The following is a 22,776-nucleotide window of genomic DNA, read 5'->3' on the forward strand; positions in this document are numbered from 1 at the left end:
GCATGCAACTCCTCCTTCTTCACCTCGATGATGCGCTGGAGTTGCAACCAGACTTCGTGCGCGCCTGTATGCGAACAGGCGCGCGCCAGATACATGCGGAAGATCATGGCCGCGTGGTTCGTCTGTGGGGGCATCAGCCCGCAATAGACGCCCTCAGCGGCAACATCTCCCGCTACATCGTTGGTGATCAGAAGAAACCGCATCTCTGCTTCATGGGTTCGGGTGACTTCCATCACGTCACCGCGCTTCTCGTTGCCGCGGCACTTGAAAACAACCCCGGCCCGGCAACGCTCATCCATTTCGATAACCACCCCGACTGGGTGCACTTCGGCAATGGCATGCATTGCGGATCATGGATCAATCGTGCCCTGCAGCATCCTGATCTCGAAAAAATCGTGACCGTCGGCGTCTGCAGCGATGATCTGACAAGCCCTGAGCGTAAAGGGGCAAACCTGTCATTGCTCGCGCAGGGACAGCTGGAATTATACCCCTATAGCCATGCGCCAAGCCGCGTCCGTAAGGACTATGGCAGCGGTGCGAGCTATGAGCAGAAGAATGGCGTTTTGAGTTGGAAAACCATCGCGGAGATCGGCGAAGAAAACTTCATTGATCAGTTGCTGTCGCGCATCAAAACCGAGGCTGTGTATTTTACGATCGACAAGGATGTTCTTGTCCGTGACGATGCGATCACCAACTGGGATCAGGGGCGAATGCGCCTGCCCTACGTCCTGTCACTGATCACGGAAATCAGCAGGCATCACCGGATCGTTGGTGCCGATGTGACCGGTGACTATTCGACACCATCCTATTCCGGCAATCTGTGGACCCAGTTTACAAAACGTGCCGAGATTTTCATCGATCAGCCGCACGCAACGCCGGACCCTACGATAACAACAAACATCAACAGTGCCGCCAATCATGCATTGCTCGAAGTCCTGTCGGAGGCGATGGGATGACCGGCACGCTTACACTTCATATGCTGGCTTTGATCGCTTTCTGCGTTCTCACGGAAACCGCGCGGGAAGTCTGCTTCAAATATTCAGCCGATAACGAAGCGTTGGCTGCTGCACTGGTCAAACCTGTGACCTGGCTCGGCGTGATCTTCTGGGCGCTGGAACTCGTTGGCTGGACCATCGTGCTGGAGCATGTGCCGCTGTCGATCGCCTTCCCGCTCATGGCTCTCAGCTATGTCATCATCGTGCTCGCAGGAGCATGGATATTCAAAGAACAAATCAACCTTCGCCACGCAGCCGGTGTGCTGTTCATCACAGCCGGTGTGGCATGTGTAGGAGCAACAGGATTATGAAACTCTTCGCTCATACAAGGTGGGATATCGCGCCCATACTCGCAGCTATTGCTCACCTTCTCTTCAATATCTATCTGGTCGTCGGCTTCGAAAGCCGACCTTTGTGGCTCTCGCTTGTGCTTGGTGGGCTCTACGCGGTCTCGATCTCGTGGAACATCAACAGCATTTCGCATAACTTCATCCACACCCCCTACTTCAAGTCCCGTGCGATGAACTACGCATTCAGCCTGCTGGAATCAGTGACAATCGGGTTCTCCCAGACCTATTACCAATGGATTCATATGCGCCATCACTCGGGCAACAGCGACCGCCCGAACGAGAAGGGCGAAACCATCGACTGGTTGTCGATCTATCGCCACGGCAAGAATGGTGAGCCTGAGAATGTCTGGAGCTATACGTTTCTAAGCTTCTTCCGCGATAGCCTCGGCGATATTCACAAGGCCATCTCGAAGAACCGGCCATTTGATGCCAAATGGGGTCGCTTCGAGCTTTATGCGTTTCTGGGTCTGGCTGCGATCGGTTTTCTTTGGGACTGGAAGGCGATGCTCTTCTTCGCGCCCTTCTATTATCTGGGAAACTGCCTCTCTTCGCTCAACGGCTATTATGAGCACCTGCACGGCGATCCGGATGAGCCTATCGCATGGGGCGTGAGCAGCCATAACACCTTCTATAATTGGTTATGGTTCGGCAACGGTTACCATGCCGAACATCACTATCGCCCGAAGACCCATTGGACTGAACTGCGCAACTTCCACGAGAAAATCAAGGAAGAGCAGGACAAGGCCGGTGTACACGTCATCAGCACCTGCCACGCACTTGGGTTCATGGCCCCGGAAAACAGAAACCCGGATATGATCGATGCAGATGTCTGATGGATTGAGCTATTTCCTTGAAGGCTCGAATGGCAAAGGCGTGTTGCTCGTTCATGGTTTGACGGGCGCGCCTGCGGAAATGAAAATGCTGGCCCGGCAGCTGAACCGGAAAGGCTACAGCGTCTACGCCCCGCTTCTGGCGGGGCATGGCGTTGACATGGCAACATTGACGCGATCACGCTGGCAGGACTGGCTGGAAAGCGTGCATGAGGCGACGGAGAAATTTGCCCCCTATACCGATGAAACATTTGCGGCTGGCATCTGTATCGGTGGCAAATTGTCGATGATGGCTGCCCATCAAAGGCCGAACAGCATCAAGGCCGTGGCGATCTATTCGCCCTGCTTCCATTATGATGGCTGGAATGTTCCACACCATTACTGGCTGCTTTCTCCGTTTATCGAGCTGTTGTCGCATATTCCGTCTATCGCCAAGCTGAATTTCAGCGAGACATCCGCACTTGGTATCAAGGATGAGCGGATCAGGCGTATGATGGTAAGCATGGAAGCAGAGGGCGTTATCGACAAATTCCCGGGAAAGGGCATCGCCGAGATGTATCGCCTTGGCAAGGAGTTGAAGCGAAACTTGCCACAAATGCGCACGCCGACACTCATCCTGCATGCCAAGGAAGATGATCTGAGCAGCCCAAAACACGCCCGTTATATCAGCCGCCACATTGGTGGACCGCATCAACTGACGTGGATCGAAGACAGCTACCATATGATCCATGTCGACCGGCAGCGCCAGAAAGTTGGCGACTACACAGCGGCATTCTTCGAGGCCAATAATGCCCCAGCCTATGCATGATCATGTTTTACAGCACGCGCCCGTTTCAGCGAAGATCGCTGTGGTGGCACAAACACGCATATTTGAATCGATCCGCGATATCGGCCGGGACGCATGGGACAAGTGTTTTGCCGACGAAGTAGAGAACTACGGTTGCCTGCTTGCCATTGAGGAAGCTGGAATTGCCGGCTTTGCCTTCCGCTATGTCACTGTCATCGAAAATGGCCAATTGCTCGCTGCCATGCCTGCATTCCTGACAGATTACCAGTTGGATACAACGCTCGAAGAAGGCCGGTTGCGTCAAATTCTGCGCCGCATAAGGCAGACGTTTTCACGTTTTCTGACGCTCAAGCTGGCTTGCCTCGGTTCGCCATGCACTGAAAATGGCATTGTTGGGTTTCATCCTGATGTACTTGAGCGGCGCAAGGCCGATCTGTACTCACAATTGCTATCGGGCTTTGAACATTATGCCAAGGCAAACGGCTGCTCGCTCATCGGTATCAAGGATGTGCCGGAGCCAGCGACAAATGCCTTTGCGGCGGTGTTTTCGGGTCATGAATTTGCAGGTATCCCCGGTCTGCCAACGGCTTGGCTCGATATCGATTTTGACTCCATCGAAACCTATATGCTCAGGCTTTCATCCGGAACGCGCAAAGACATGCGCCGGAAAATGAAATCGTTCGACAAAATCAGAGTGGAAAAACGCACTGATTTCGCGAACCTGCTACCGCAGGTCATGGCGCTTTATCACGACACGCGCAACCGCAGCGAATGGCAGTTTGAAGAACTGACGTCTGACTATTTCAGCGGCATTCTCAACCAGATGCAGGGACGTTCGTTCTGCACCTTTTACTATGCAGGTGACCAGTTACTGGCTGCCAATCTAATGGTTCACAATGGTAATACGCTGATCGACAAGTTCTTCTGCATGAACAGCGCCGAAGGCCGTGCCTATAATCTGTACTATCTGAGCTGGTTCACCAATCTGCGCCATTGTCTTGATCATGGCATGAAGCGCTATCAGAGCGGACAAGCCTACTACGAAAACAAGATACGCCTTGGCAGTCAGCTGACGCGCAACACCATGTATTTCAAACACCGCAATCCAGTCATTCAATGGGCATTGCGCCTCGCCTCCCCGCTGTTTGCGGCAGACGAAACATTGAAGGATGGCGCATGAAGCCGATTAATCTCGTCTGGTTTGCCATTCCAGTTCTCAACACGCTGTTTCAGGTCTTCATCAAGCTCGCCGCCGAACAGATGACCGGACTTGGCTTCGATATGGCCTGGCTCATCCATGCAGTCACATCACCATGGATGCTGGCCGCTATCGCTGCTGAAGTGATCTGCTTTGTGTTCTGGCTGCAGGCATTGGCCCAGCTTGATCTGAGCAAGGCATTTCCCCTGACCGGGATCAGCTATGTGATGATCCTTGCAACGAGTTGGCTCATTTTCCGGGAAGATATCAGCGCACTCCAGATTATCGGAAGTACGCTGATTCTTATCGGTGTCTGGCTCATCGGCACGGCCTCCGGTGAGCAAAAAAGCACTCAACCGTCGCTCTCAGGTGTCATACCTCACAAAATGCATTAGGTTGAGTATTGCCCCGAAGGCATTTGCCAATCGGTCAACGCAATTTGACTGTCCGTCTTTATTTCGATGTAATCTGCCATGAAAACACAGCAGGCCCGACTAGGAACGCAGCCCATGGATCGCTACGAAACATTCGCAACCTGGATCTTCATCGCATTCGGCGTGCTGATACTGGCAGGATTGATGGCGTTCTCGATAACCACTGGCGACAAGCAGGCGTTTTTGTTCACGATTGCTGCGTCTTGTGCCACATTTTTTCTGGGCGTTGCCGTGGTCTTCAATCAACCCAAGCTATATGGCCTCATTTTGCTGGCCACGATCGTTCTCGTCGGCTGTTCGATAACCGCGATCGTGACTTAGTTCATCACTCAACCGGCGGCGTAATGTGCCTGTAAGCACCGTGCCAGTAGAGCAAGGGTTCAGCATTCTTGCGCACAGTGACCGCGCGCACCCTTCCAATGAGAATGCCATGCGAATGCCGTTCAATGGCGTCATCAAGTTCGCAATCAAGAACCGTCAAGGCATTCTTTAAAGCAAGCGTTCCTGTTGCAAGCTCATGCCATTCGCTATCCAGATAACGATCAATGCCCTTGCGCCCGCCCCGTCCGGCAAAACTGTCTGCAACATGGCGCTGATCATGCGCCAACACATTGACACAGAAACTGCCGTGACGCTGCAGCACGGGCCAGGATGACGAATCCCTGTTGAGGCTGACAATCACCGATGGCGGATCAATGGCCAGCGACGAAACCGAGGTTGCAGTAAAGCCTGTCCGGTCGTTGCCGCGCCCTACCGTGATAACACTCACCGCGCCCGCGAGGTGACGCATGGAATCCTTGAACAAATCAGCTTCCACAGTCAATTCGTGCTGGGCGGCACGCGCCCCTGTCTGAAAGACGGACATTTTTTCCTCATTCATTGGATCACTCTGGCAGGTGGGACCGTCAAAGTCCGGGCTTTCGGCTACGGAAGGATCACTTCGCTCGGTGTGCAAGAGGTCTTCGTCATTCGACTTTCGATGAATAGACTAGTGACCGGTTTCAGATGAGCATCCATCCGTTCGATTTCAATCTCCTCGAGATCAAAGGCACATAGCTGCTCACGACTGCATTGCAGCACATTCGTATAGCGCGAAACCAGATTGTGCTTTGCTCAACCTGCGACCTTTCGGCAATTTTGTTTTGCCTTTCGCGGCAATTTCGAGAAACCAAATCTAAAACGGGCCGTATAGCGACTTCACCGCGCCAGATCCATCGAACAATTGCCAACCCGAAACAACCGGCGATGAGTCTATTGATCGGTCATTAATCTCTCGCTCATACGGACATTGATAACGGCGCACTTTTGAACGTGCATGCCACACCAAACTCACACGCAGGATTTATTTCCACAACAAGGCCGCTGCGCGCAAAATCGTGCTCTTCCTTTCGGGAAAATTGTAATCTCTATCGTGTTAATCGTCTATCGGATGCCTGATGATGGTCCGTACCAGCAGAGAGAGAATAATCCCGATGGCGTCCACTGACTATACGACCACGCACAGCGCACGCGCTTCGGCATTCCAACGTATTTTCAAAGACAAAGACCGGGCCACCGTCGCCCTGGTTTTCACAGGCGCTTTTGCGTTCCATCTGGCCGTGCTGTTCAATCTCCTGCCTGCATAAGCTGTTACCCGGTATTATCCTGATCGCTCTGCATTCGTCGAAGTTCAGAGTCTGAACGGCGCCTCTGTGGCGCACAAAATATTTTCAATTGCCATGGAACCAATCCTCCGCTGACGCATTCTGTGGGTACTGGTACCCCAACCAGCCTTGGCTTTCCCCCCACAAGCCAACCCAGCCCAATCCTCATACCCCTTGAGGATTGGGCTTTTTTCATTGCGCTACCTCTGCCCGAACAGAACTGGTTCAATTTCGGCAGGAAAGGCTCTAGCATTGCAGAATAAGAAAACCTGGAACGGAGGAAGCAATGTCCATTGATAGTGCCAAACAAGCCATCGAGACTGCAATCCATCGCGGCGATTTCAAAAGCATGGGTGTTGCCGTATTCAAGGCAATCAATGCTTTGGAAGATCGAATCCGGCAGATGGAAGAGGAAATCGCCCAGTTGAAAGCAAAAGTGAACTGACGCCAAGCCATTCGTTCTTTGAAATGAAAGTTGGCTATGTTAAGGTTCTGGCAAGTTGAGTGTAGCGGTACCTTGAGCCTGCGCCGCACTGAAACGATGCGTGATATTCTTATCCAGAGTCCAGTTTGTTAGAGCCAAATCAAGCCTCAACCCGTGAAACCCCTACCGTTTCGGCAGGGGTTTTGCTTGTGAGAACGGGCACGCCATGAAAATCATTCTGTCGATTGTTGCGGTACTTCTGATCATTATGGGCGGGGTATGGGCTTTGCAGGGCCTTAGCCTTATTGGCGGTAGTTTCATGGTTGGGCAAACCCGCTGGCTCTATATCGGGTTGGTGACGATTGTCGCCGGTGCTGTTTTGCTGGCTTTTGCCGCTTCGCAAAAATAACACGTCAGCACGCGCCAGTCCCTCATATTTCCAACGCCAAGTTCGCTTTGATCCCTCAGCGGTGTATTCCAGCACGAATGATTTGATCACGTGCGCAGCTGTCATTTTCCAGAAGGAATCGAGATTTTACAAGGCTTTGACCTGCCCTGTCAGCAGCTTACGTCTGGATTTGTCAGGAGCTCGCTGATAGAACCGTGAGAGAAAAGCGGGAGGCTTGAATTTTTATGACTGAACTGACGATTATTGTTGAATTCGAAACACATGAGGGCCGGGAGGAAGAGTTTACGGCGCTCATTCGCGAGCATGCACGCAAAACACTTGACGAAGAACCGGGCTGCCTGCGCTTCGAAGTCATCAAACCAATCGAGCGTGACGGTACGCCTATTCCCAACAAGGTTATGGTCAACGAGCTTTATGCCAATGAAGCGGCCGTTACAGCCCATGAAAACAATCCGCGCCTGGTCAAAGTCCGTGCAGCCAATGCACCATTGCTCAAATCCAGCCGGTTAATCTGGGCCAAATCCCTGAGCGCCAAACCGGCCGAAGGCATGACCACGATGGAACTGAATGCGAGCAATGACGATTGAGGGGCTTTGCCTAACGTCGAATGTCGTTGGGCATTGAAATGTGCAATGAATAAGTTTGAAATACCGGCTGCGACAGCAAGAAGGTTTCCTGTGAAAAGCAAATTGGCTCTCGCTATTCTCCTGCCATGCATTTTGGCCGTCAGCAATTGCGGCGCGATGCGTTGGATGGATGAAACCTCCAAATCGACAGGATCTTCCAAATGCGCAGGCTGGAACAAAATCCGCATCAAGCCGGAAACTGCCGTTTATCTGGCCCGGAATGATTTTTCTGCCGGAATAGACATCGACTCCCACAATCTCAATGGACAATCGCACGGCTGCTGGAATTGATTTCTCTCCAGAATCCTTTCCGGCCAATACCGTCGGAAAGGTTCTGGGTTTTCTGGAACCAAACGCTGCCTCTACCGTTATTCCTTCGCTTATGATGAAAGGAATTCTCGAAATGGCAACGAACGTATCGAAAGCGCGTGACGCAGTTGAGGGTGATCTGGAAAGCCAGATTGCGGCCCTGCGAAAGGAACTTTCAGGAATTACCCAGTCCCTTTCCGATCAGGGTTATGATCTGCTTGATCAGGCAAATTCGACCTACGACACCGTGAAACGGCATGGTCGCAAAGCAGCACGCTTCGTGGGAGATGAAGCACAGGTTGTCGCCGATAAAGCGAAGGAAAACCCGCTGATCACTGTTGCCGTCATTTCTGCAATTGCGGGTATTGGCTTGCTTGCAGGCCTTAGTGCCTATCGCCGGTAAACCGGACGGGTCTTGAAACGGGCGATATGGTTGCCTATATCAGTGCAGAAATTCGGTTCCGTCTTTGACCACGGATGTACTGGCGCTGGTGTTGAGCTGAGTTTGGAAAGGTCGGGATTTCCCGACCTTTTTTATTGCCTTTTTGCACCAACGCGGCGTTTATCAGCCAGACTTGAACCGGTCTTCTGTTGCACCAGCGAGGCGGAACATCTATGAAAGACGGGAATATAGCCTTGATCATGTTGGATCGGGTTTTACAGTGAGAGTGAGCCCCTTGATTCCGTGCCGGGGTGTTTAGAGCGAGCTGCCTGAATGGACAATTTTGAGAAATACGCACTGGCTTTGATGGTCGTATTCGGTGCCCTTATTATTGGCGGCCTGATGGCAGTCCATATTGCCTGGGTGCACAAAGCCGGATTTCTCTACGCCTTGAGCGCAGCCGTCGTTGTCTGGGCTGCCGGATTCGCCGTTCTCTTCGACAAGCCTCGGGTCTATGGTTTCCTGCTGCTTGTCGCTGCCGGTTTTATCACGGCGTCTATTGTCGTTCTCGTTCGCTGATCCCAAAAATTTTGGCGATGTCTCCCGAGCGAAAATATGAAACTTTCGCTCATAATATTATTTACTTTATCAAGAATAATTCTAAACTAGAGTCTCGTTTCCAAGGCATGCCCTGATTTCAGGTTGAGAGAGATATTCCCATGCGCCTAACCAGACAGACAAATTATGCCATTCGCATTCTGATGTATTGCGCCGCCAATGATGGCAATCTGAGCCGGATTGCCGAAATTGCGCAGGCTTACACGGTCTCCGAGCTTTTCCTGTTCAAGATTCTGCAGCCGCTCGTTGAGAACGGTTTCGTTGAAACCGTACGTGGACGCAATGGCGGTGTGAAGCTTGGCAAACCTGCCAAGGACATCACGCTTTTTGACGTTGTGCGTGTGACCGAAGAGAACTTTGCCATGGCGGAGTGCTTTGAGAACGATGCTGCCGAATGTCCGCTGATCGACAGCTGCGGCCTGAATGCTGCCCTGCGCAAGGCATTGAATGCATTCTTCGAAGTTCTGGCTCAATATTCCATCGACGATATCGTCAAGACCAGAGATGTTCGCGCCCTCCTCGGCATCGACAATCTGGCGCCACGCCTCGCAACTGCGAGCTGATGTAGTCCCAACTCTGCGCGGTGACCGGTTTCGGAATCGACCATCAATCACATCTGCCCAAATGGAGTTTGCGCCGTGTACATAGCTATGAATCGTTTCAAAGTTCAGTCGGGCTCTGAAGAAGCCTTTGAAACCGTGTGGAAATCACGTGACTCCCGCTTGGCGTCAGTCCCCGGTTTTGTCGAGTTCCACCTATTGCGCGGCTCCAAGAACGAGGAAGAGAACTATACCCTTTACGCCTCGCATACCATCTGGCGCACGCAGGCGGATTTTACCGCATGGACTCAGTCGGAACATTTCCGTGCCGCGCATCGCAATGCGGGCGATACCAAACCGAGCTACATCGGACATCCCCAATTTGAAGGATTCTCGGTGGTCGAAGGCGCCTGATTTAGTCTTTTTACGACAAATGAGACGTTTTGACACACTTAAAACCGGCAATTAATTTTGCCGGGTTTTGTATTGAAATACGCCAAACATGATTGAATTGGTTATATTATTTTCCTAGTTTAGAACTATTCTAACTTATTGATATCACGACATATTCAGCGTTGGCCATTTGACAGAATTCCGACAAACCGGTCTTATATAATCAGTATTGCGAATAACGCATGACCTTTAATGTTAGGGCCTTGAACCCTTGCGATTGGAGGAACCTTTGTCTGGTTCGAAAGTATTATCAGGCCACAGGACAATATTCCTTGGCCATTTTCAGCGAAGCGCCACCCACCCTGCCATCAGGGGAAGTTTTGACGATGTAATTACGTCAAGATTTGTAGGTATTTATTCTTCCAGATACGGCGCGTAGACAATATGCTTGTATGTCATTGCAATATCATTACCCAAAAAGAGATCGAGAATACTATTGTTGAACTTCTCGATATTGACCCGTGGCAACTGATTGTCCCGGCAAAAGTCTATCATGCCATGCAGAAGCGCGGCCGCTGCTGCGGCTGCTTCCCAAACGTCGTTGAAACCATCATAAAGGTGACGGAAGAATATCACCTCCGCAACGGTTCCAACGATTCTGATGCAGTGTCGTTTATTGATCGTGTGCGGGCATTGCGTCACGAATACGGGAGTTCACGGCATGAAAGGCGACAAAAAGGTCATCGAGCGGCTTAACGAAGCGCTGTTCCTCGAATTGGGAGCAGTCAATCAGTATTGGTTGCACTATCGCCTTCTGGACGATTGGGGTTACAAGCTGCTCGCCAAGAAAGAGCGTGCTGAATCCATTGAAGAAATGCAGCACGCTGATCGTATTATCGAGCGCATTATTTTCCTCGAAGGCCATCCAAATCTGCAGTCGATCGGCGCTCTGCGCATTGGTCAGAACATCAAGGAAGTGCTGGAAGCCGACCTTGCTGGTGAGTATGACGCTGTAAAATCCTACAAGACGTCACGCGAAATCTGCGCCGAAGTCGGCGACTACGTCACCAAGGAACTCTTCGATGAGCTTCTCAAAGACGAAGAAGGCCACATCGACTTCCTGGAAACACAGCTTGATCTGCTGGGCCGCATTGGCGTTGAGAACTACGGTCAGCTCAATGCTGCACCAGCTGACGCCGCTGAATAAGCCAATCATTTTGCATGCATAAAAAAGGGCGCCATTGGCGCCCTTTCCTTTGTCGCAAGACAAACCTTATTGCGGCAGCTTGTCATCTACACCGGCTACGTAGAAGTTCATGCTGAGAATGGTCTTGTCATCGGCCGTTTCGCCAGCTTTCAACCACTCCGAACCATCCTGCTTCTTGACTGGGCCCGTGAAAGGCTTCAGCGCGCCAGAAGCGATCTTGGCCTGCGTTTCCTCGGCCAGCTTCTTCACATCGTCAGGCATGTTGGTGTACGGCGCCATCACAACAAGATTTTCATGCATGCCATGGAAAACATTGTGGGTTTTCCACGTGCCGTCAATCACAGCCTTGGCCCGTTCAATGTAATAAGGGCCCCAATTATCAACGATAGAGGTCAACTGGGTTTCCGGACCGAACTTGATCATGTCAGAAGCCTGACCGAATGCCTTGATTTTGCGCTCGGCAGCCACCTGCATCGGTGCAGTCGAATCCGTGTGCTGTGTGATGATATCAACGCCCTGATCGACCAGAGCCTTGGCAGCATCCGCTTCCTTGCCCGGATCAAACCAGGAGTTGGCCCAGATCACCTTGACCTTGAAGTTTGGATTGACCGACTGCGCACCCAGCATGAAGGAGTTGATGCCCTGCACCACTTCCGGGATCGGGAAGGAACCGATGTAACCAGCAACGCCAACCTTGGACATCTTGGCCGCGATCACGCCTTGCACATAGCGGCCTTCATAGAAGCGCGAGTTGTAGACGGCAACATTGTCGGCAGTCTTGTAACCGGTTGCGTGTTCGAACTTCACATTCGGGAATTTCTGCGCAACCTTGATCGTCGCATCCATATATCCGAACGATGTTGTGAAAATCAGCTTGTTGCCTGCACGGGCCAGACGCTCGATGGAGCGTTCTGCATCGGCACCCTCAGGTACACTTTCCAGGAACGTGGTTTCAACCTTGTCACCAAGCGCCTTTTCCATTTCCTTGCGGCCCTGATCATGCTGGTAGGTCCAGCCGAAATCACCGGGTGGTCCGATATAGATGAAGCCAACTTTCAGCTTCTCCTCGGCATGCGCCGCTCCCGTCACAGCAAAGCTGGCGGCCATGGACAGCGCCATAAGCAGTTTTTTCATTCGTGTTCACCTCTCTGTTAAACCAAATGCATTGTCTTTTTATTCTCGTCCGGCCCCTAGCGGTCGGGCACGAAGGGTTTGCCGAGGGATGTCGGCGTATTCATAAGGGTCAGCCGTTTGTTGCGCGAAATCAGCACAAGAACGACAATTGTTGCCAGATATGGCAAGGAAGACATGAACTGCGAGGGTATGCCGATACCGAGCGCCTGCGCATGCAATTGGCCGATGGTCACAGCACCGAAGAGATAGGCACCAGCGAGAATGCGCCATGGTCGCCATGAAGCGAACACCACCAGCGCAAGCGCAATCCATCCCCGGCCCGACGTCATGTTTTCCACCCATTGCGGCACATAGACGAGCGATAGTTGCGCACCGGCGAGCCCGGCGCAAGCACCCCCAAACATGACAGCGAGATAGCGCACCCGGACAACAGGCACACCAAGCGCATGGGCCGATGTGTGATTGTCACCGACCGCACGCAGTGTCAGTCCGGCGCGGGTGCGGAACAGGAACCACGTAACCCCGATGGTGAGAAGGATCGAGATATAGAAAATCGGGTCTTGTCCGAACAGGAATTTGCCGACCACGGGAAGATCAGTGAGGACGGGAATGTACAGGGATTGCATCCGCACGCCGGGCAACCCGACAAAACTTTCCCCGATCATCGCCGACGCGCCGAGCCCGAGCAGTGTCAAAGCCAGACCCGTTGCCACCTGATTGGTGACGAGCGTAAGTGTCAGAAAACCGAATAACAGGGAAAAGGCCGCACCCGCAAGAATGGCTGCGAACATTCCAAGCCATGCCGATCCCGTGACTTGCGCCACACCAAAACCGGCAACGGCACCCATGATCATCATGCCTTCAACGCCGAGATTGAGGACGCCGGATCGCTCCACCACCAATTCGCCCATCGCGGCGATCAGCAAAGGCGTAGCAGCCGTGGCAACAGTCAAAAGAATGGCTTCAAACATGCCCATATCACGCGCCCTTTGCTGCGGTTTCGCTGTGACGGGTCACGAAGCGGATGCGGTAATAGATGAGCGTGTCACTTGCCAGCACGAAAAACAGGATGATGCCTTGAAAGATGCGCGCCGATTTCTCCGAAATACCAAGGGAAACCTGTGCCGCTTCACCACCAAGATAGGACAGCGCCAGAACCAGCCCTGCAGCAACAATGCCGAGCGGATTGAGACGACCAAGAAAGGCAACGATGATCGCGGTAAAGCCGTAGCCCGGTGTGATCGTCGTGCGTAATTGCCCGACAGCGCCCGAAACCTCGGCAATGCCTGCCAGTCCAGCAAGCGCACCAGAGACAAGAAACGCAAAGAATGTCAGGCGTCCGGCGCTGAAACCGGCAAAACGCCCTGCCCGTGCGCTGCGTCCGAGCACCTTGATTTCAAAGCCGTTCAACGTGCGCGACAGCATGAACCAGACGAGCAGCGCAGCAACAACCGCCAAGATGAAACCCCAATGCGCCCGGCCCGATTCAGCCCATATCTCCGGGAGTATGGCGCTCGAATTGAACTGCACGGTCTCAGGGAAATTGAAGCCCTGCGGATTACGCCAGGGACCACGCACAATCCAGTCGAGGAACAGCTGTGCCACATAAACCAGCATCAGACTGGTCAGAATTTCATTGGTGTTGAACCGCACCTTCAGAAAGGCCGGAATGGTGGCATAGGCCATACCACCCGCCATGCCGAGCAAAAGCATGATCGGCAGGACGTACCAGCCCTGAAAATCTGGGAAAACAACGGGCAGGATCGATCCGGCAATACCGCCCATGATCAACTGCCCTTCCGCACCAATATTCCAGTTGTTGGACAGAAAACAGACGGAAAGCCCTACAGCGATCAGGATCAGTGGCGCCGCTTTCACCAGCAACTCATGCCACGACCAGATTTCGGTCAAAGGCTCGACGAAATAGGAATAGAGCGCCGAAACCGGGTTCTTGCCCAATAGCGAGAACAGGATAGCTCCGGCAATCAGCGTCAGGAACAGTGCAATGAAGGGTGAAAGCGCACTGAACAGCGCCGAATGTTGCGGACGTTTGACCAGTTCAATGCGCATCAGACCGCCCCTGCATTTACATGTGCCGAAGCAGTATCTGCGCCGCCCATCATCAGGCCGACACGCTCCATGTTCATTGCTTCAATCGGCACTGACTCCGAAAGACGACCATGCACCATAGCGGCAATGCGGTCAGATATTTCAAAGAGTTCATCGAGATCCTGGCTGATGACAATGACAGCCGAGCCACTGCGAGCAAGATCGACAAGCGCTTGCCTGATATGCGCTGCTGCTCCCGCATCGACGCCCCATGTGGGCTGATTAACGACCAGAACAGAAGGATTTCTATCCAACTCACGACCGATGAGAAACTTCTGCAGGTTTCCGCCAGAAAGCGCTGATGCATCTGGGTTTTCTGCACTTTTACGGACATCCATCTGCGCGACAATACGCTTTGCAGCAAGGGCGAGACTCGATTGTTGTAACAATCTTAAAAGTCCGCCGCCGAGAAAGACTTTTCCATCCGTCGAATAACGCGACAGCAGCAGATTGTTCGTCAATGACATATCAGGAACCGCCCCATGGCCAAGGCGCTCTTCAGGAACAAAAGCGGCGCCAAGCCTGCGCCGTGCAGAAATACCCGAGCGCCCTGCATCCTTGCCCCGAATGCGGACAATATCCGCCCGTTCCTGCAAGGCTTCTCCCGATATGGCTTCGAAGAGTTCACCTTGCCCGTTGCCAGCAACGCCCGCAATACCAAGAATTTCACCCGGTTTGACGGACAGTCGGACATCATGCAGCGATACAGAAAACGGGCCTCGCGGTTTTTGCGACAGGCCATTGACCTCAATCAAGGCCGCTTGGGTGGCAGGCGCATCATTCGGGCGCCGCTCAATAACATGAATATCGCTGCCCACCATCATGCGGGCAAGCGAGGCTGATGTTTCCTTGCGTGGATCACACTGGCCAACAACCTTGCCATGACGCAGCACCGTCGCCCGGTCGCAAAGACGGCGCACCTCTTCAAGCCTGTGGCTGATGTAGAGGATGGACTTCCCTTCCGATCGCAACCGTTCGAGCGTCACAAACAAAAGGTCGGCTTCCTGCGGTGTCAGCACCGACGTCGGCTCGTCGAGAATGATCAGATCAGGATTTTGCAGCAGGCAGCGAATAATCTCAATGCGTTGGCGTTCGCCTACAGAAAGATCGCCGACCAGTGCGTCCGGATCAACAGGCAAACCATAGGTCTGGCCAATTTCCCGGGCTCTGGTTGCAATGGTGTTCAGGTCGGTTTTGACATCAAGTGACAGGGCGATGTTTTCAGCGGCTGTAAGAGCATCGAACAGGGAAAAATGCTGGAAAACCATACCGATACCCAGCGATCTTGCGAAAGCCGGATTGGCCATTGCAACGGTGTCGCCCTTCCAGTCGATGTCACCGGAACTCGGCTGCAAGGCGCCAAACAGCATCTTCACCAGTGTCGATTTACCGGCGCCGTTTTCGCCCAGAAGTGCGTGGATTTCGCCGGTGCCGATTGTCAGATCGATCCCGTCACAGGCTTTCAGAGAGCCAAAAATTTTTGTGAGAGCGCTTGCTTCCAGAAGTGGACGCCCGGCCCCGCCTTTATCACTTATGCTTGTCATAGTACCCCACGGCCCGGGACGATTATTATAAGGTGTCCCCTAACCGTTTTCGATCCTATGTCGGGCAGCATCGATTTGGGAAGTGCAAAACCTGAGGTTGCGGCCATTTGCGCACATTATTCGAGCATTATTTTCAGTGGCTTAAGGAATAAGCACCGTTGTTCCGGTGGTTTTGCGTGCTTCAAGATCACGATGGGCCGTCGAAGCATCTTTGAGTGCGTATTTTTGGCCGATATCAATGCGCACGACGCCGCTTTCCACCTGAGCAAAAAGCTCGCGTGCAGCATTTTCGAGAGCGGCCCGCGCGGCGACATAGACAAACAAGGTTGGCCGCGTCAGATAAAGCGAGCCCTTGCGTGACAGAATACCAAGATCGAACGGTGGGACCGGACCCGAGGATTGGCCGAAACAAACGATCATCCCACGCGGACGCAGACAATCCAGTGATCCATCAAACGTGTCCTTGCCGACAGAGTCGTAGACAACATCCACACCTTTGCCGCCCGTAATTTCCTTCACCCGCTCGACAAAATTCTCGGTGCGATAGTTGATGACGTGATCAAACCCATTTTGAAGCGCGAGCTTTACCTTCTCATCTGAACCGGCAGTGCCGATAACCGTTGCTCCCAGATGTTTGGCCCATTGTCCGGCGATAAGCCCGACACCACCAGCCGCCGCATGAAACAGGATCGTATCGCCCTTCTTCACGGGATATGTCTCCCGCAACAGATAATAGGCGGTCATGCCTTTCAGCATCATCGAGCCCGCTTGCTCCGATGAGATGGCATCAGGAACTTTCACCAGACGATCCGCCGGCATGAGGCGTTCTTCCGCATAGGCACCGATCGGATTGACATAGGCGACGCGATCTCCCGCCTTAAAATCCGTAACACCTGCACCAACGGACAGGACAATGCCTGCACCTTCATTGCCGGGAATCAGCGGCAAACCGCCGGGCGATGGATAAAGGCCGGTACGGAAATAAACATCGATGAAATTCAGCCCGATGGCCTCATTGCGCATGCGCACTTCACCGGGGCCAGGCTCGCCTACCTCGACGTCTTCATAAACAAGAGCTTCCGGACCGCCCGTTTGATGAATGCGGATTGCTTTGACCATCATGCCTTCTCCGTCCGTCCAAGATTGGGAAATGCCTGCATTACTGCGCCGATAAGAAACAGATAAATACCCGTCACCGAAATGCCAATACGTACCCAAAGGGGCGAATCCAGATGCTGGTACAGCGACAGCACGCCGAATGCACACCACAGGAAGAATATCGTCAGATTGAGTGGCCGCAGACGCTGTACGCGTACCGGATGCAGGAAATAGATCGGCAGGAAGGAAACAATCGCAGCGCCGAGAACGATGGCAAATGCCACCCATTCACCCGGCTTGACGATAAACAGTGTGAAAACCAGCATATTCCAGACAACAGGAAAGCCTTTAAAGAAGTTTTCCTTCGTCTTCATACCCGTATCGGCATAGTAGATCGCGCTCGATACCACGATAATTGCCGCTGCCAGAAATGACAGTCCCTCGCCCATGAAGCCGCGCTGATAGAGCGCAAAGGCCGGAATGAGCACGTAGGTCATGTAATCAATGATATTGTCGAGGAGTTCTCCCGACCAGTTCGGCAGGACATATTTGACTTCAAGCTTGCGCGCGATCGGGCCATCAATGCCATCGACGAAAAGTGCGAGGCCCAGCCACCAGAACATGGCCGTCCAGCTTTGTTCGCTGGCGGCGACAACCGACAGGAATGCAAGAAATGAACCGGAAGCGGTCAACAAGTGGACTGAGAACGCTTTGGCCTGTGGTGCCGTTACTTTTTTGGGCTTAACGCCTTTGGGCAAAGTTGGTTTTTTCACGGTCCGCGCCAATCTGCTGCATGATACTCATCCGCGTGTCCCTATATGTTATCAAGGACAAACGATTTGCGAGCAGCTTTTCTTGAAAATGGCTCAAAGCGCAAGCAAAGTTCTTGATATAAACTGTTGAAAGCCTAAATGGCTTGGAAGCGGAGAGAGATGATGACCAGCACCAGAACAGATCCGATCATTGTGGCCGGAACCGGTCATGTGGGGTTGATTGCAGCCATCGCCCTTGGCCGGAGTTTCGAGAACGTCATCAGTCTTGGGGTAATTCCCAATGGTACAGATAAACGCACCACTGCCCTTATGATGCCTGCCATTCGCTTTCTCCAGCGTATTGAGCTGTGGGATAGCATTGCGCCGCACGCCGCCCCCATCGGCTCCATGCGCATTCTTGATGGCACAAACCGGCTGGTCCGCAGCCCGGCAGTGACATTTGAAGCCAGCGAGATCGATGAAGAAGCATTTGGTTACAATATCCCCAACACCACATTGACCAAAACGCTCAATGCCGCGCTAAAGCAGGTACCGGTTCGTCATGTGGCAGCATCGGCCACCCGCTACCATCCCGTCGAGAACGCCATGGCGGTCGAAGCCAGCGACGGCTCGATGTTCTCCGCCAATATTGTTATCGCTGCCGATGGCCGGTCATCTCTGGCACGCGAAGCGGCGGGCATTTCTGCGCGCACATGGCAGTACAACCAGACCGCACTTGTGCTCAGCTTTAGCCACACCCGTGAACATCATGATATTTCTACGGAATTTCACACGGAGCATGGCCCTTTCACACAAGTGCCGCTGGCCGGAAAGCGCTCGAGCCTCGTGTGGGTAACGACACCTGCGCACGCCGTTGAACTGCTTGATCTGACCGCAGAGCAATTGGCAATGCGCGTTGAGGAACGCATGCAGTCCATGCTGGGGGCTGTTACGATCGACGTTGAACCACAGGCCTGGCCACTGTCAGGGCTTGTTCCAACCGCCTTCGCCCGCAATCGCGTGTTTCTGGCGGGTGAATCAGCCCACGTCTTTCCACCAATCGGCGCACAGGGCCTTAATCTTGGCGTCAGGGATGTCGAAACACTGCTCGACACATTACCGGCGGATGGTAGCGACCTTGGCGTCGCAACGATCGTTTCTGCTTATAACCGCAAGCGCAGTCCTGACATCATTGCGCGCACCGGTGCTGTTGACGCGCTGAACAGGTCATTGCTCTCTGATTTCCTGCCCGTACAGATGGTTCGTAGCGGCGGATTGGAGCTGCTACGCACCTTCTCGCCCTTGCGCAGCTTTCTTATGCGAGAAGGCCTGCGCCCCGGCAGCGGCTTTCGCTGGCCGCGCCGGGAGGCAGATCGCGTCTAGACGAGCACGAAATCCATCAACAGTTTGACGTTCAGCACGGCGATCACCACAGCAATGAACATGGCAAGAGCCGTGAGCCATTTGGGGGAAACCAGAGCGCCCATTTTCGTCTTGCTGGCCGTGAAGATAACCAATGGGAACACCGCGAAGGAAAGCTGAAGGCTGAGGACGACCTGCGTCAGGATCAGAAGCTTGGCTGTTCCGCTATCGCCATACCAGACGGTGACGATTGCCGCCGGAATGATGGCGATGGCACGGGTGATCAACCGGCGCAGCCAGGGTGCCAGCCTGATCTTGAGAAAGCCTTCCATGACGATCTGACCGGCCAATGTAGCCGTGACAGTCGAGTTGATACCGCAGCACAGCAGCGCGATACCGAACAGCGTCGGCGCAAAGGCCCAGCCCAGCAGCGGCGCGAGCAGGGAATGCGCTTCACCGAGTTCCGCAACTTCAGTCTGCCCTGTCTTGTTGAAAGTCGCCGCAGCAAGGATCAGGATCGCCGCGTTGATCAGCAAGGCAAACATCAGCGCGATGGTCGAGTCCCATGTGGCATATTTCAAAGCCTGACGCTTCTCCGGCATTGTGTGGCCATAGTCGCGCGTCTGGATGATGCCGGAGTGCAGATAGAGATTGTGCGGCATGACCGTCGCGCCGAGAATACCAAGTGCGAGGTAAAGCATCTCCGGATTGGTAACAATCTGCGTGGTTGGCGCGAATCCCTTGATCACCGCAGCCCAATCGGGATCGGCCAAGAAAATCTGGATGCCAAAACAGAGAGCAATCACACCCAGCAGCGTGATGATCAATGCCTCCACCCAGCGGAAGCCAAGCTTTTGCAGATAAAGAATCAGGAATACGTCAAGTGCCGTGATCAGAACACCGATCTCAAGCGGCACACCGAAAATCAGGTTGAGGCCAATCGCTGTACCGATCACCTCCGCGATATCCGTTGCGATAATCGCGATTTCCGCCATGAGCCAGAGCGTGTAGGCCACGGGCCTTGGAAAGGCATCGCGGCAGGCCTGGGCAAGGTCCCTGCCCGAACCGATAGCCAAACGGGCGCAAAGCGCCTGCAGCACGATTGCCATGATATTGGAGATCAGCGCGACAACAAGCAGCGTGTAACCGAACTTCGACCCACCCGCGAGCGATGTCGCCCAATTTCCCGGGTCCATATAGCCAACAGCAACGAGATAACCCGGCCCCACAAAGGCTGCGGCCCTGCGCCAACCCGGTCCCGTTGTTCTGACTGCTATTGAGCGATGCACATCTGAAAGCGATGCATCGCCCCGTTCGCGCCGCCAGCCATCGTCCGTATCGGCTGCCTGCCGCAAGGAGTCCATGAAATACCTCTAATCCTAGTCGCAATTGCAAATCATTCGCAATAGTACACACAAAGATCGCAACCACAAGTACGGGTTTGCTGCGACGAAACAGCCCATATTGCAGCGTGGAGCAGCTTTTCGGGGAAAGACAGGGTTGGGGCTGTGATCAGCGGGGGCGAAGCCGGAAGACGCTCGATTTCACAGGGGACGTTTTCACTTGCCCGACATCGGGAACGAAATATTCGGCAATCAGCTCAAGCCGATCAACCGGAAGATGCGCCCTCTCCGGATCGCCGATCAGTACGTTGATTCCCGCGTCAAGGCATCGGTCAAGAAACGCAATCACTCGGCTGGCCAATTCAGGCCCGTAGAAAAGATCGCCGACAAGGACCAGATCGACCGGCGGTGGCGATCCAGAGGTCAGATCGTCCCCTATGAGGGTCAGAGCGACATTGTTGACCGCTGCATTCAGCTGCAAAGCGACAATCGCATTCTGATCAATTTCTGCTGCAAGGACATGACTTGCGCCTGATTTGGCTGCAGCAATGGCGATAATCCCGGAACCGGCACCAAGGTCGAGAACCTTTAAGCCTTGCACGCTCTGCGGCTGTTCAAGGATATAGCGCGCAAGCGCAGCACCACCTGCCCAGAGATAGGCCCAATAGGGTGGCTCGGGATCGCCGCCATCTATGGATTCAGCCAGGCGCCAAAGCCCACTTGCCGGATGAGATGTATGCAGCAGGATTTCCGGAAGCGATGGTACTTCCGCAACTGGCATGTTCGCCTGAATGAATTTCACTCGATCTATCGCCAACAAAGCTCCGGAAACACAATAGCAGTCCAGCCAATCGCCGGGTGCGCAATATCAATATCAGGGAATAAACCCATGCGTCATCACATATAGCCACAGCGTCAGCGTTACGACCGAAAATAGTGTCGTTGCCAGAATGCTGCTCGATGCGCGCTCAACCCACACGCCATATTGCTGGGCAATGACAAAGACATTCGTCGCCGTAGGCAATGCCGCCAGCAGCATGGCCGTATAAACCCACACAGGCGGAAAATCACCGGCAAGGTGAAGCATGCCGTAGATGAGCAGCGGCTGGAAAATCAGCTTGATCGGCACGATCATGTAGAGTTCCTGCGGCACTCGCTTCAAAGGCCGTAAGGCGAGCGTCACACCCATGGCAAACAATGCACATGGCGCAGCGGCTTTTGCCAGGAGATCAATCAATTTGTCGATGGAGGATGGTGGCTCAAACCCGACAATAGCCGCAGCAACACCAAGAATTGTCGCTATGATGAAGGGATGCAGCAATATCTTTTTGAGAACGCTGATCACGAGTTCATGCGGCTGGCGCTTCTCCTTACCTGATAGTGCCATCATCAGCGGTGCCATGATGAAATGCAGCGTATTGTCGAAACAGAATATCAGGGCGACAGGAACGGCAGCCGGGGCGCCGAAAGCCATGATCGCCAGTCCCGGCCCCATATAGCCGATATTGCCATAGGCAGCCGCCAACCCTTGAATGGTGCTCTCGTCGATTTTGCGCGTTCTGTAGAAAGCCACACCGAACATCACCAGAAAAACACAAAGTGTTGATGCCGTACAACCAATGATGAAAGCCCATTGAGTCAGCTCAGCGACAGGTGTCTTTGAAAGGATCTGGAAAAACAGTGCCGGTAACGCCACATAGACAATGAAAACATTCATCCATCCCATGGCCTCCAGCGGCTGACGACTGACGCGGGCAACCACAAATCCAAGAAAGATCAGGCCGAAAAATGGAAGAACAAGATTGAAAACGCTGAGCATGACGAGCTTTGACCATTGGAACGCGACCGGAAATGGCAAGACGCCATAGATGCTCGCACGATTTGATGGAGACAGGTATGTCTCTGATATCTATAATGAATGATGATGATGAAACAAATACGCCACGCAAAATTTCAGATTGGCCAGGTCGTGAGCCACCGGATATTCGCTTTTCGCGGCGTAATCTTCGATGTCGATCCGGAATTCAACAATACGGAGGAATGGTATCAATCCATTCCCGAGGATATCCGGCCACGTCGTGACCAGCCATTCTACCATCTCTTCGCCGAGAATGCGGATAGCGAATATGTAGCCTATGTTTCGGAACAGAACCTTGTTCCCGACACAACAGGCGTGCCCTTACGGCACCCGCAGATCAAGGACATGTTCGAAAATCCGCAAAATGGCATCTATCGCGTCAAGAGTCCGCACATCAACTGAAATCAGTGCAATAAAAAAGGGACGCAAAGC

General features: G+C 53.3%; 30 protein-coding genes. 20 read left to right on the forward strand and 10 right to left on the reverse strand.

Annotated features, from left to right (window positions below; genetic code table 11):
* The first annotated feature begins 2 nt into the window (after nucleotides 1–2).
* From BLU05_RS00155 to BLU05_RS00185, 7 genes are all read left to right on the forward strand, one after another.
* On the forward strand, nucleotides 3–956 hold the full coding sequence (locus BLU05_RS00155; protein ID WP_091876841.1) for an arginase family protein: 954 nt from the start codon (nucleotides 3–5) through the stop codon (nucleotides 954–956).
* Entirely contained in the window at nucleotides 953–1,306 is a 354-nt protein-coding gene (locus BLU05_RS00160) for a DMT family transporter (protein WP_091876843.1), read from the forward strand. The genes BLU05_RS00155 and BLU05_RS00160 overlap by 4 nt, the downstream gene beginning before the upstream one ends.
* The gene (locus BLU05_RS00165; protein WP_091876845.1) at nucleotides 1,303–2,178 is read left to right on the forward strand and encodes a fatty acid desaturase family protein; all 876 of its coding nucleotides are present in this window, start codon (nucleotides 1,303–1,305) and stop codon (nucleotides 2,176–2,178) included. The genes BLU05_RS00160 and BLU05_RS00165 overlap by 4 nt, the downstream gene beginning before the upstream one ends.
* Nucleotides 2,165–2,983, forward strand: a complete 819-nt coding sequence (locus BLU05_RS00170; RefSeq protein ID WP_244518087.1) for an alpha/beta hydrolase — start codon at nucleotides 2,165–2,167, stop codon at nucleotides 2,981–2,983. The genes BLU05_RS00165 and BLU05_RS00170 overlap by 14 nt, the downstream gene beginning before the upstream one ends.
* A complete protein-coding gene (locus BLU05_RS00175; protein WP_244518088.1) occupies nucleotides 2,964–4,142 on the forward strand; it encodes a GNAT family N-acetyltransferase in 1,179 nt (392 codons plus the stop codon). The genes BLU05_RS00170 and BLU05_RS00175 overlap by 20 nt, the downstream gene beginning before the upstream one ends.
* On the forward strand, nucleotides 4,139–4,555 hold the full coding sequence (locus BLU05_RS00180; protein ID WP_091876850.1) for an SMR family transporter: 417 nt from the start codon (nucleotides 4,139–4,141) through the stop codon (nucleotides 4,553–4,555). The genes BLU05_RS00175 and BLU05_RS00180 overlap by 4 nt, the downstream gene beginning before the upstream one ends.
* 114 nt (nucleotides 4,556–4,669) lie before the next feature.
* Nucleotides 4,670–4,915, forward strand: a complete 246-nt coding sequence (locus BLU05_RS00185) for a hypothetical protein (protein ID WP_091876852.1) — start codon at nucleotides 4,670–4,672, stop codon at nucleotides 4,913–4,915.
* A gap of 4 nt (nucleotides 4,916–4,919) precedes the next feature.
* Here BLU05_RS00185 and BLU05_RS00190 read toward each other — a convergent pair whose 3' ends face one another.
* Nucleotides 4,920–5,459 (reverse strand): flavin reductase family protein, encoded by a 540-nt coding sequence (locus BLU05_RS00190; protein WP_091876854.1) that lies wholly within the window; start codon nucleotides 5,457–5,459, stop codon nucleotides 4,920–4,922.
* Between the two features lie 607 nt (nucleotides 5,460–6,066).
* On the opposite strand from BLU05_RS00190, the gene BLU05_RS26070 reads away from it, so the two are divergent.
* The 11 genes from BLU05_RS26070 (at nucleotide 6,067) to bfr (ending at nucleotide 11,144) form a co-directional block, all read left to right on the forward strand.
* The gene (locus BLU05_RS26070; protein WP_175540489.1) at nucleotides 6,067–6,219 is read left to right on the forward strand and encodes a hypothetical protein; all 153 of its coding nucleotides are present in this window, start codon (nucleotides 6,067–6,069) and stop codon (nucleotides 6,217–6,219) included.
* A gap of 304 nt (nucleotides 6,220–6,523) precedes the next feature.
* Nucleotides 6,524–6,682 (forward strand): hypothetical protein, encoded by a 159-nt coding sequence (locus BLU05_RS26075; protein WP_162700303.1) that lies wholly within the window; start codon nucleotides 6,524–6,526, stop codon nucleotides 6,680–6,682.
* Nucleotides 6,683–6,887: 205 nt separating this feature from the next.
* Nucleotides 6,888–7,070, forward strand: a complete 183-nt coding sequence (locus tag BLU05_RS00195; protein WP_091876856.1) for a hypothetical protein — start codon at nucleotides 6,888–6,890, stop codon at nucleotides 7,068–7,070.
* 224 nt (nucleotides 7,071–7,294) lie between these two features.
* Complete coding sequence (locus tag BLU05_RS00200) at nucleotides 7,295–7,657, forward strand: putative quinol monooxygenase (RefSeq protein WP_091876858.1); 363 nt, start codon at nucleotides 7,295–7,297, stop codon at nucleotides 7,655–7,657.
* Nucleotides 7,658–7,663: 6 nt separating this feature from the next.
* Entirely contained in the window at nucleotides 7,664–7,987 is a 324-nt protein-coding gene (locus tag BLU05_RS00205; RefSeq protein ID WP_139210350.1) for a hypothetical protein, read from the forward strand.
* A 112-nt stretch (nucleotides 7,988–8,099) separates the two neighbouring features.
* Nucleotides 8,100–8,408: a hypothetical protein gene (locus tag BLU05_RS00210; protein ID WP_139210352.1), complete on the forward strand. Its 309-nt coding sequence runs from the start codon at nucleotides 8,100–8,102 to the stop codon at nucleotides 8,406–8,408.
* A 312-nt stretch (nucleotides 8,409–8,720) separates the two neighbouring features.
* Nucleotides 8,721–8,966 carry a hypothetical protein gene (locus BLU05_RS00215; protein WP_091876864.1) on the forward strand — a complete coding sequence of 82 codons (246 nt, stop codon included), beginning with the start codon at nucleotides 8,721–8,723 and terminating at the stop codon, nucleotides 8,964–8,966.
* Between the two features lie 140 nt (nucleotides 8,967–9,106).
* Entirely contained in the window at nucleotides 9,107–9,568 is a 462-nt protein-coding gene (rirA, locus tag BLU05_RS00220) for an iron-responsive transcriptional regulator RirA (protein WP_091876866.1), read from the forward strand.
* A gap of 75 nt (nucleotides 9,569–9,643) precedes the next feature.
* Nucleotides 9,644–9,958, forward strand: coding sequence for an antibiotic biosynthesis monooxygenase family protein (locus BLU05_RS00225; RefSeq protein ID WP_091876868.1), 315 nt, complete (start codon nucleotides 9,644–9,646; stop codon nucleotides 9,956–9,958).
* 423 nt (nucleotides 9,959–10,381) lie between these two features.
* A complete protein-coding gene (locus BLU05_RS00230; RefSeq protein WP_091876870.1) occupies nucleotides 10,382–10,693 on the forward strand; it encodes a (2Fe-2S)-binding protein in 312 nt (103 codons plus the stop codon).
* Nucleotides 10,659–11,144, forward strand: coding sequence for a bacterioferritin (gene bfr, locus BLU05_RS00235; RefSeq protein ID WP_091876871.1), 486 nt, complete (start codon nucleotides 10,659–10,661; stop codon nucleotides 11,142–11,144). The genes BLU05_RS00230 and bfr overlap by 35 nt, the downstream gene beginning before the upstream one ends.
* Before the next feature lie 66 nt (nucleotides 11,145–11,210).
* On the opposite strand, the gene BLU05_RS00240 is transcribed toward bfr, so the two are convergent.
* From BLU05_RS00240 to pcsA, 6 genes are all read right to left on the reverse strand, one after another.
* Nucleotides 11,211–12,278 (reverse strand): BMP family ABC transporter substrate-binding protein, encoded by a 1,068-nt coding sequence (locus tag BLU05_RS00240; protein WP_091876873.1) that lies wholly within the window; start codon nucleotides 12,276–12,278, stop codon nucleotides 11,211–11,213.
* Nucleotides 12,279–12,334: 56 nt separating this feature from the next.
* Nucleotides 12,335–13,255, reverse strand: a complete 921-nt coding sequence (locus BLU05_RS00245; protein WP_175540490.1) for an ABC transporter permease — start codon at nucleotides 13,253–13,255, stop codon at nucleotides 12,335–12,337.
* A gap of 1 nt (nucleotide 13,256) precedes the next feature.
* The gene (locus BLU05_RS00250; RefSeq protein ID WP_091876876.1) at nucleotides 13,257–14,348 is read right to left on the reverse strand and encodes an ABC transporter permease; all 1,092 of its coding nucleotides are present in this window, start codon (nucleotides 14,346–14,348) and stop codon (nucleotides 13,257–13,259) included.
* Complete coding sequence (locus tag BLU05_RS00255; RefSeq protein WP_091876878.1) at nucleotides 14,348–15,931, reverse strand: ABC transporter ATP-binding protein; 1,584 nt, start codon at nucleotides 15,929–15,931, stop codon at nucleotides 14,348–14,350. The genes BLU05_RS00250 and BLU05_RS00255 overlap by 1 nt, the downstream gene beginning before the upstream one ends.
* A gap of 141 nt (nucleotides 15,932–16,072) precedes the next feature.
* Nucleotides 16,073–17,050, reverse strand: coding sequence for a quinone oxidoreductase family protein (locus BLU05_RS00260; protein WP_091876880.1), 978 nt, complete (start codon nucleotides 17,048–17,050; stop codon nucleotides 16,073–16,075).
* Nucleotides 17,050–17,802, reverse strand: coding sequence for a phosphatidylcholine synthase (pcsA, locus tag BLU05_RS00265; protein ID WP_091878347.1), 753 nt, complete (start codon nucleotides 17,800–17,802; stop codon nucleotides 17,050–17,052). Before pcsA ends, BLU05_RS00260 begins: the two co-directional genes overlap by 1 nt.
* A 162-nt stretch (nucleotides 17,803–17,964) precedes the next feature.
* Here pcsA and BLU05_RS00270 point away from each other — a divergent pair, with 162 nt between their 5' ends.
* Nucleotides 17,965–19,164, forward strand: coding sequence for a UbiH/UbiF family hydroxylase (locus BLU05_RS00270; RefSeq protein ID WP_091876882.1), 1,200 nt, complete (start codon nucleotides 17,965–17,967; stop codon nucleotides 19,162–19,164).
* Here BLU05_RS00270 and BLU05_RS00275 read toward each other — a convergent pair.
* The 3 genes from BLU05_RS00275 to BLU05_RS00285 form a co-directional block, all read right to left on the reverse strand.
* Nucleotides 19,161–20,507, reverse strand: a complete 1,347-nt coding sequence (locus BLU05_RS00275) for an Nramp family divalent metal transporter (protein ID WP_091876884.1) — start codon at nucleotides 20,505–20,507, stop codon at nucleotides 19,161–19,163. The genes BLU05_RS00270 and BLU05_RS00275 overlap by 4 nt on opposite strands.
* 148 nt (nucleotides 20,508–20,655) lie before the next feature.
* A complete protein-coding gene (locus BLU05_RS00280) occupies nucleotides 20,656–21,267 on the reverse strand; it encodes a class I SAM-dependent methyltransferase (protein WP_091876886.1) in 612 nt (203 codons plus the stop codon).
* A 93-nt stretch (nucleotides 21,268–21,360) separates the two neighbouring features.
* Nucleotides 21,361–22,305: an AEC family transporter gene (locus BLU05_RS00285; RefSeq protein ID WP_091876888.1), complete on the reverse strand. Its 945-nt coding sequence runs from the start codon at nucleotides 22,303–22,305 to the stop codon at nucleotides 21,361–21,363.
* A 102-nt stretch (nucleotides 22,306–22,407) separates the two neighbouring features.
* Here BLU05_RS00285 and hspQ point away from each other — a divergent pair, with 102 nt between their 5' ends.
* Nucleotides 22,408–22,746 (forward strand): heat shock protein HspQ, encoded by a 339-nt coding sequence (gene hspQ, locus BLU05_RS00290; RefSeq protein ID WP_175540525.1) that lies wholly within the window; start codon nucleotides 22,408–22,410, stop codon nucleotides 22,744–22,746.
* Nucleotides 22,747–22,776 lie beyond the last annotated feature (30 nt).

The organism is Phyllobacterium sp. OV277, assembly GCF_900104355.1.
Lineage (GTDB): Bacteria > Pseudomonadota > Alphaproteobacteria > Rhizobiales > Rhizobiaceae > Phyllobacterium.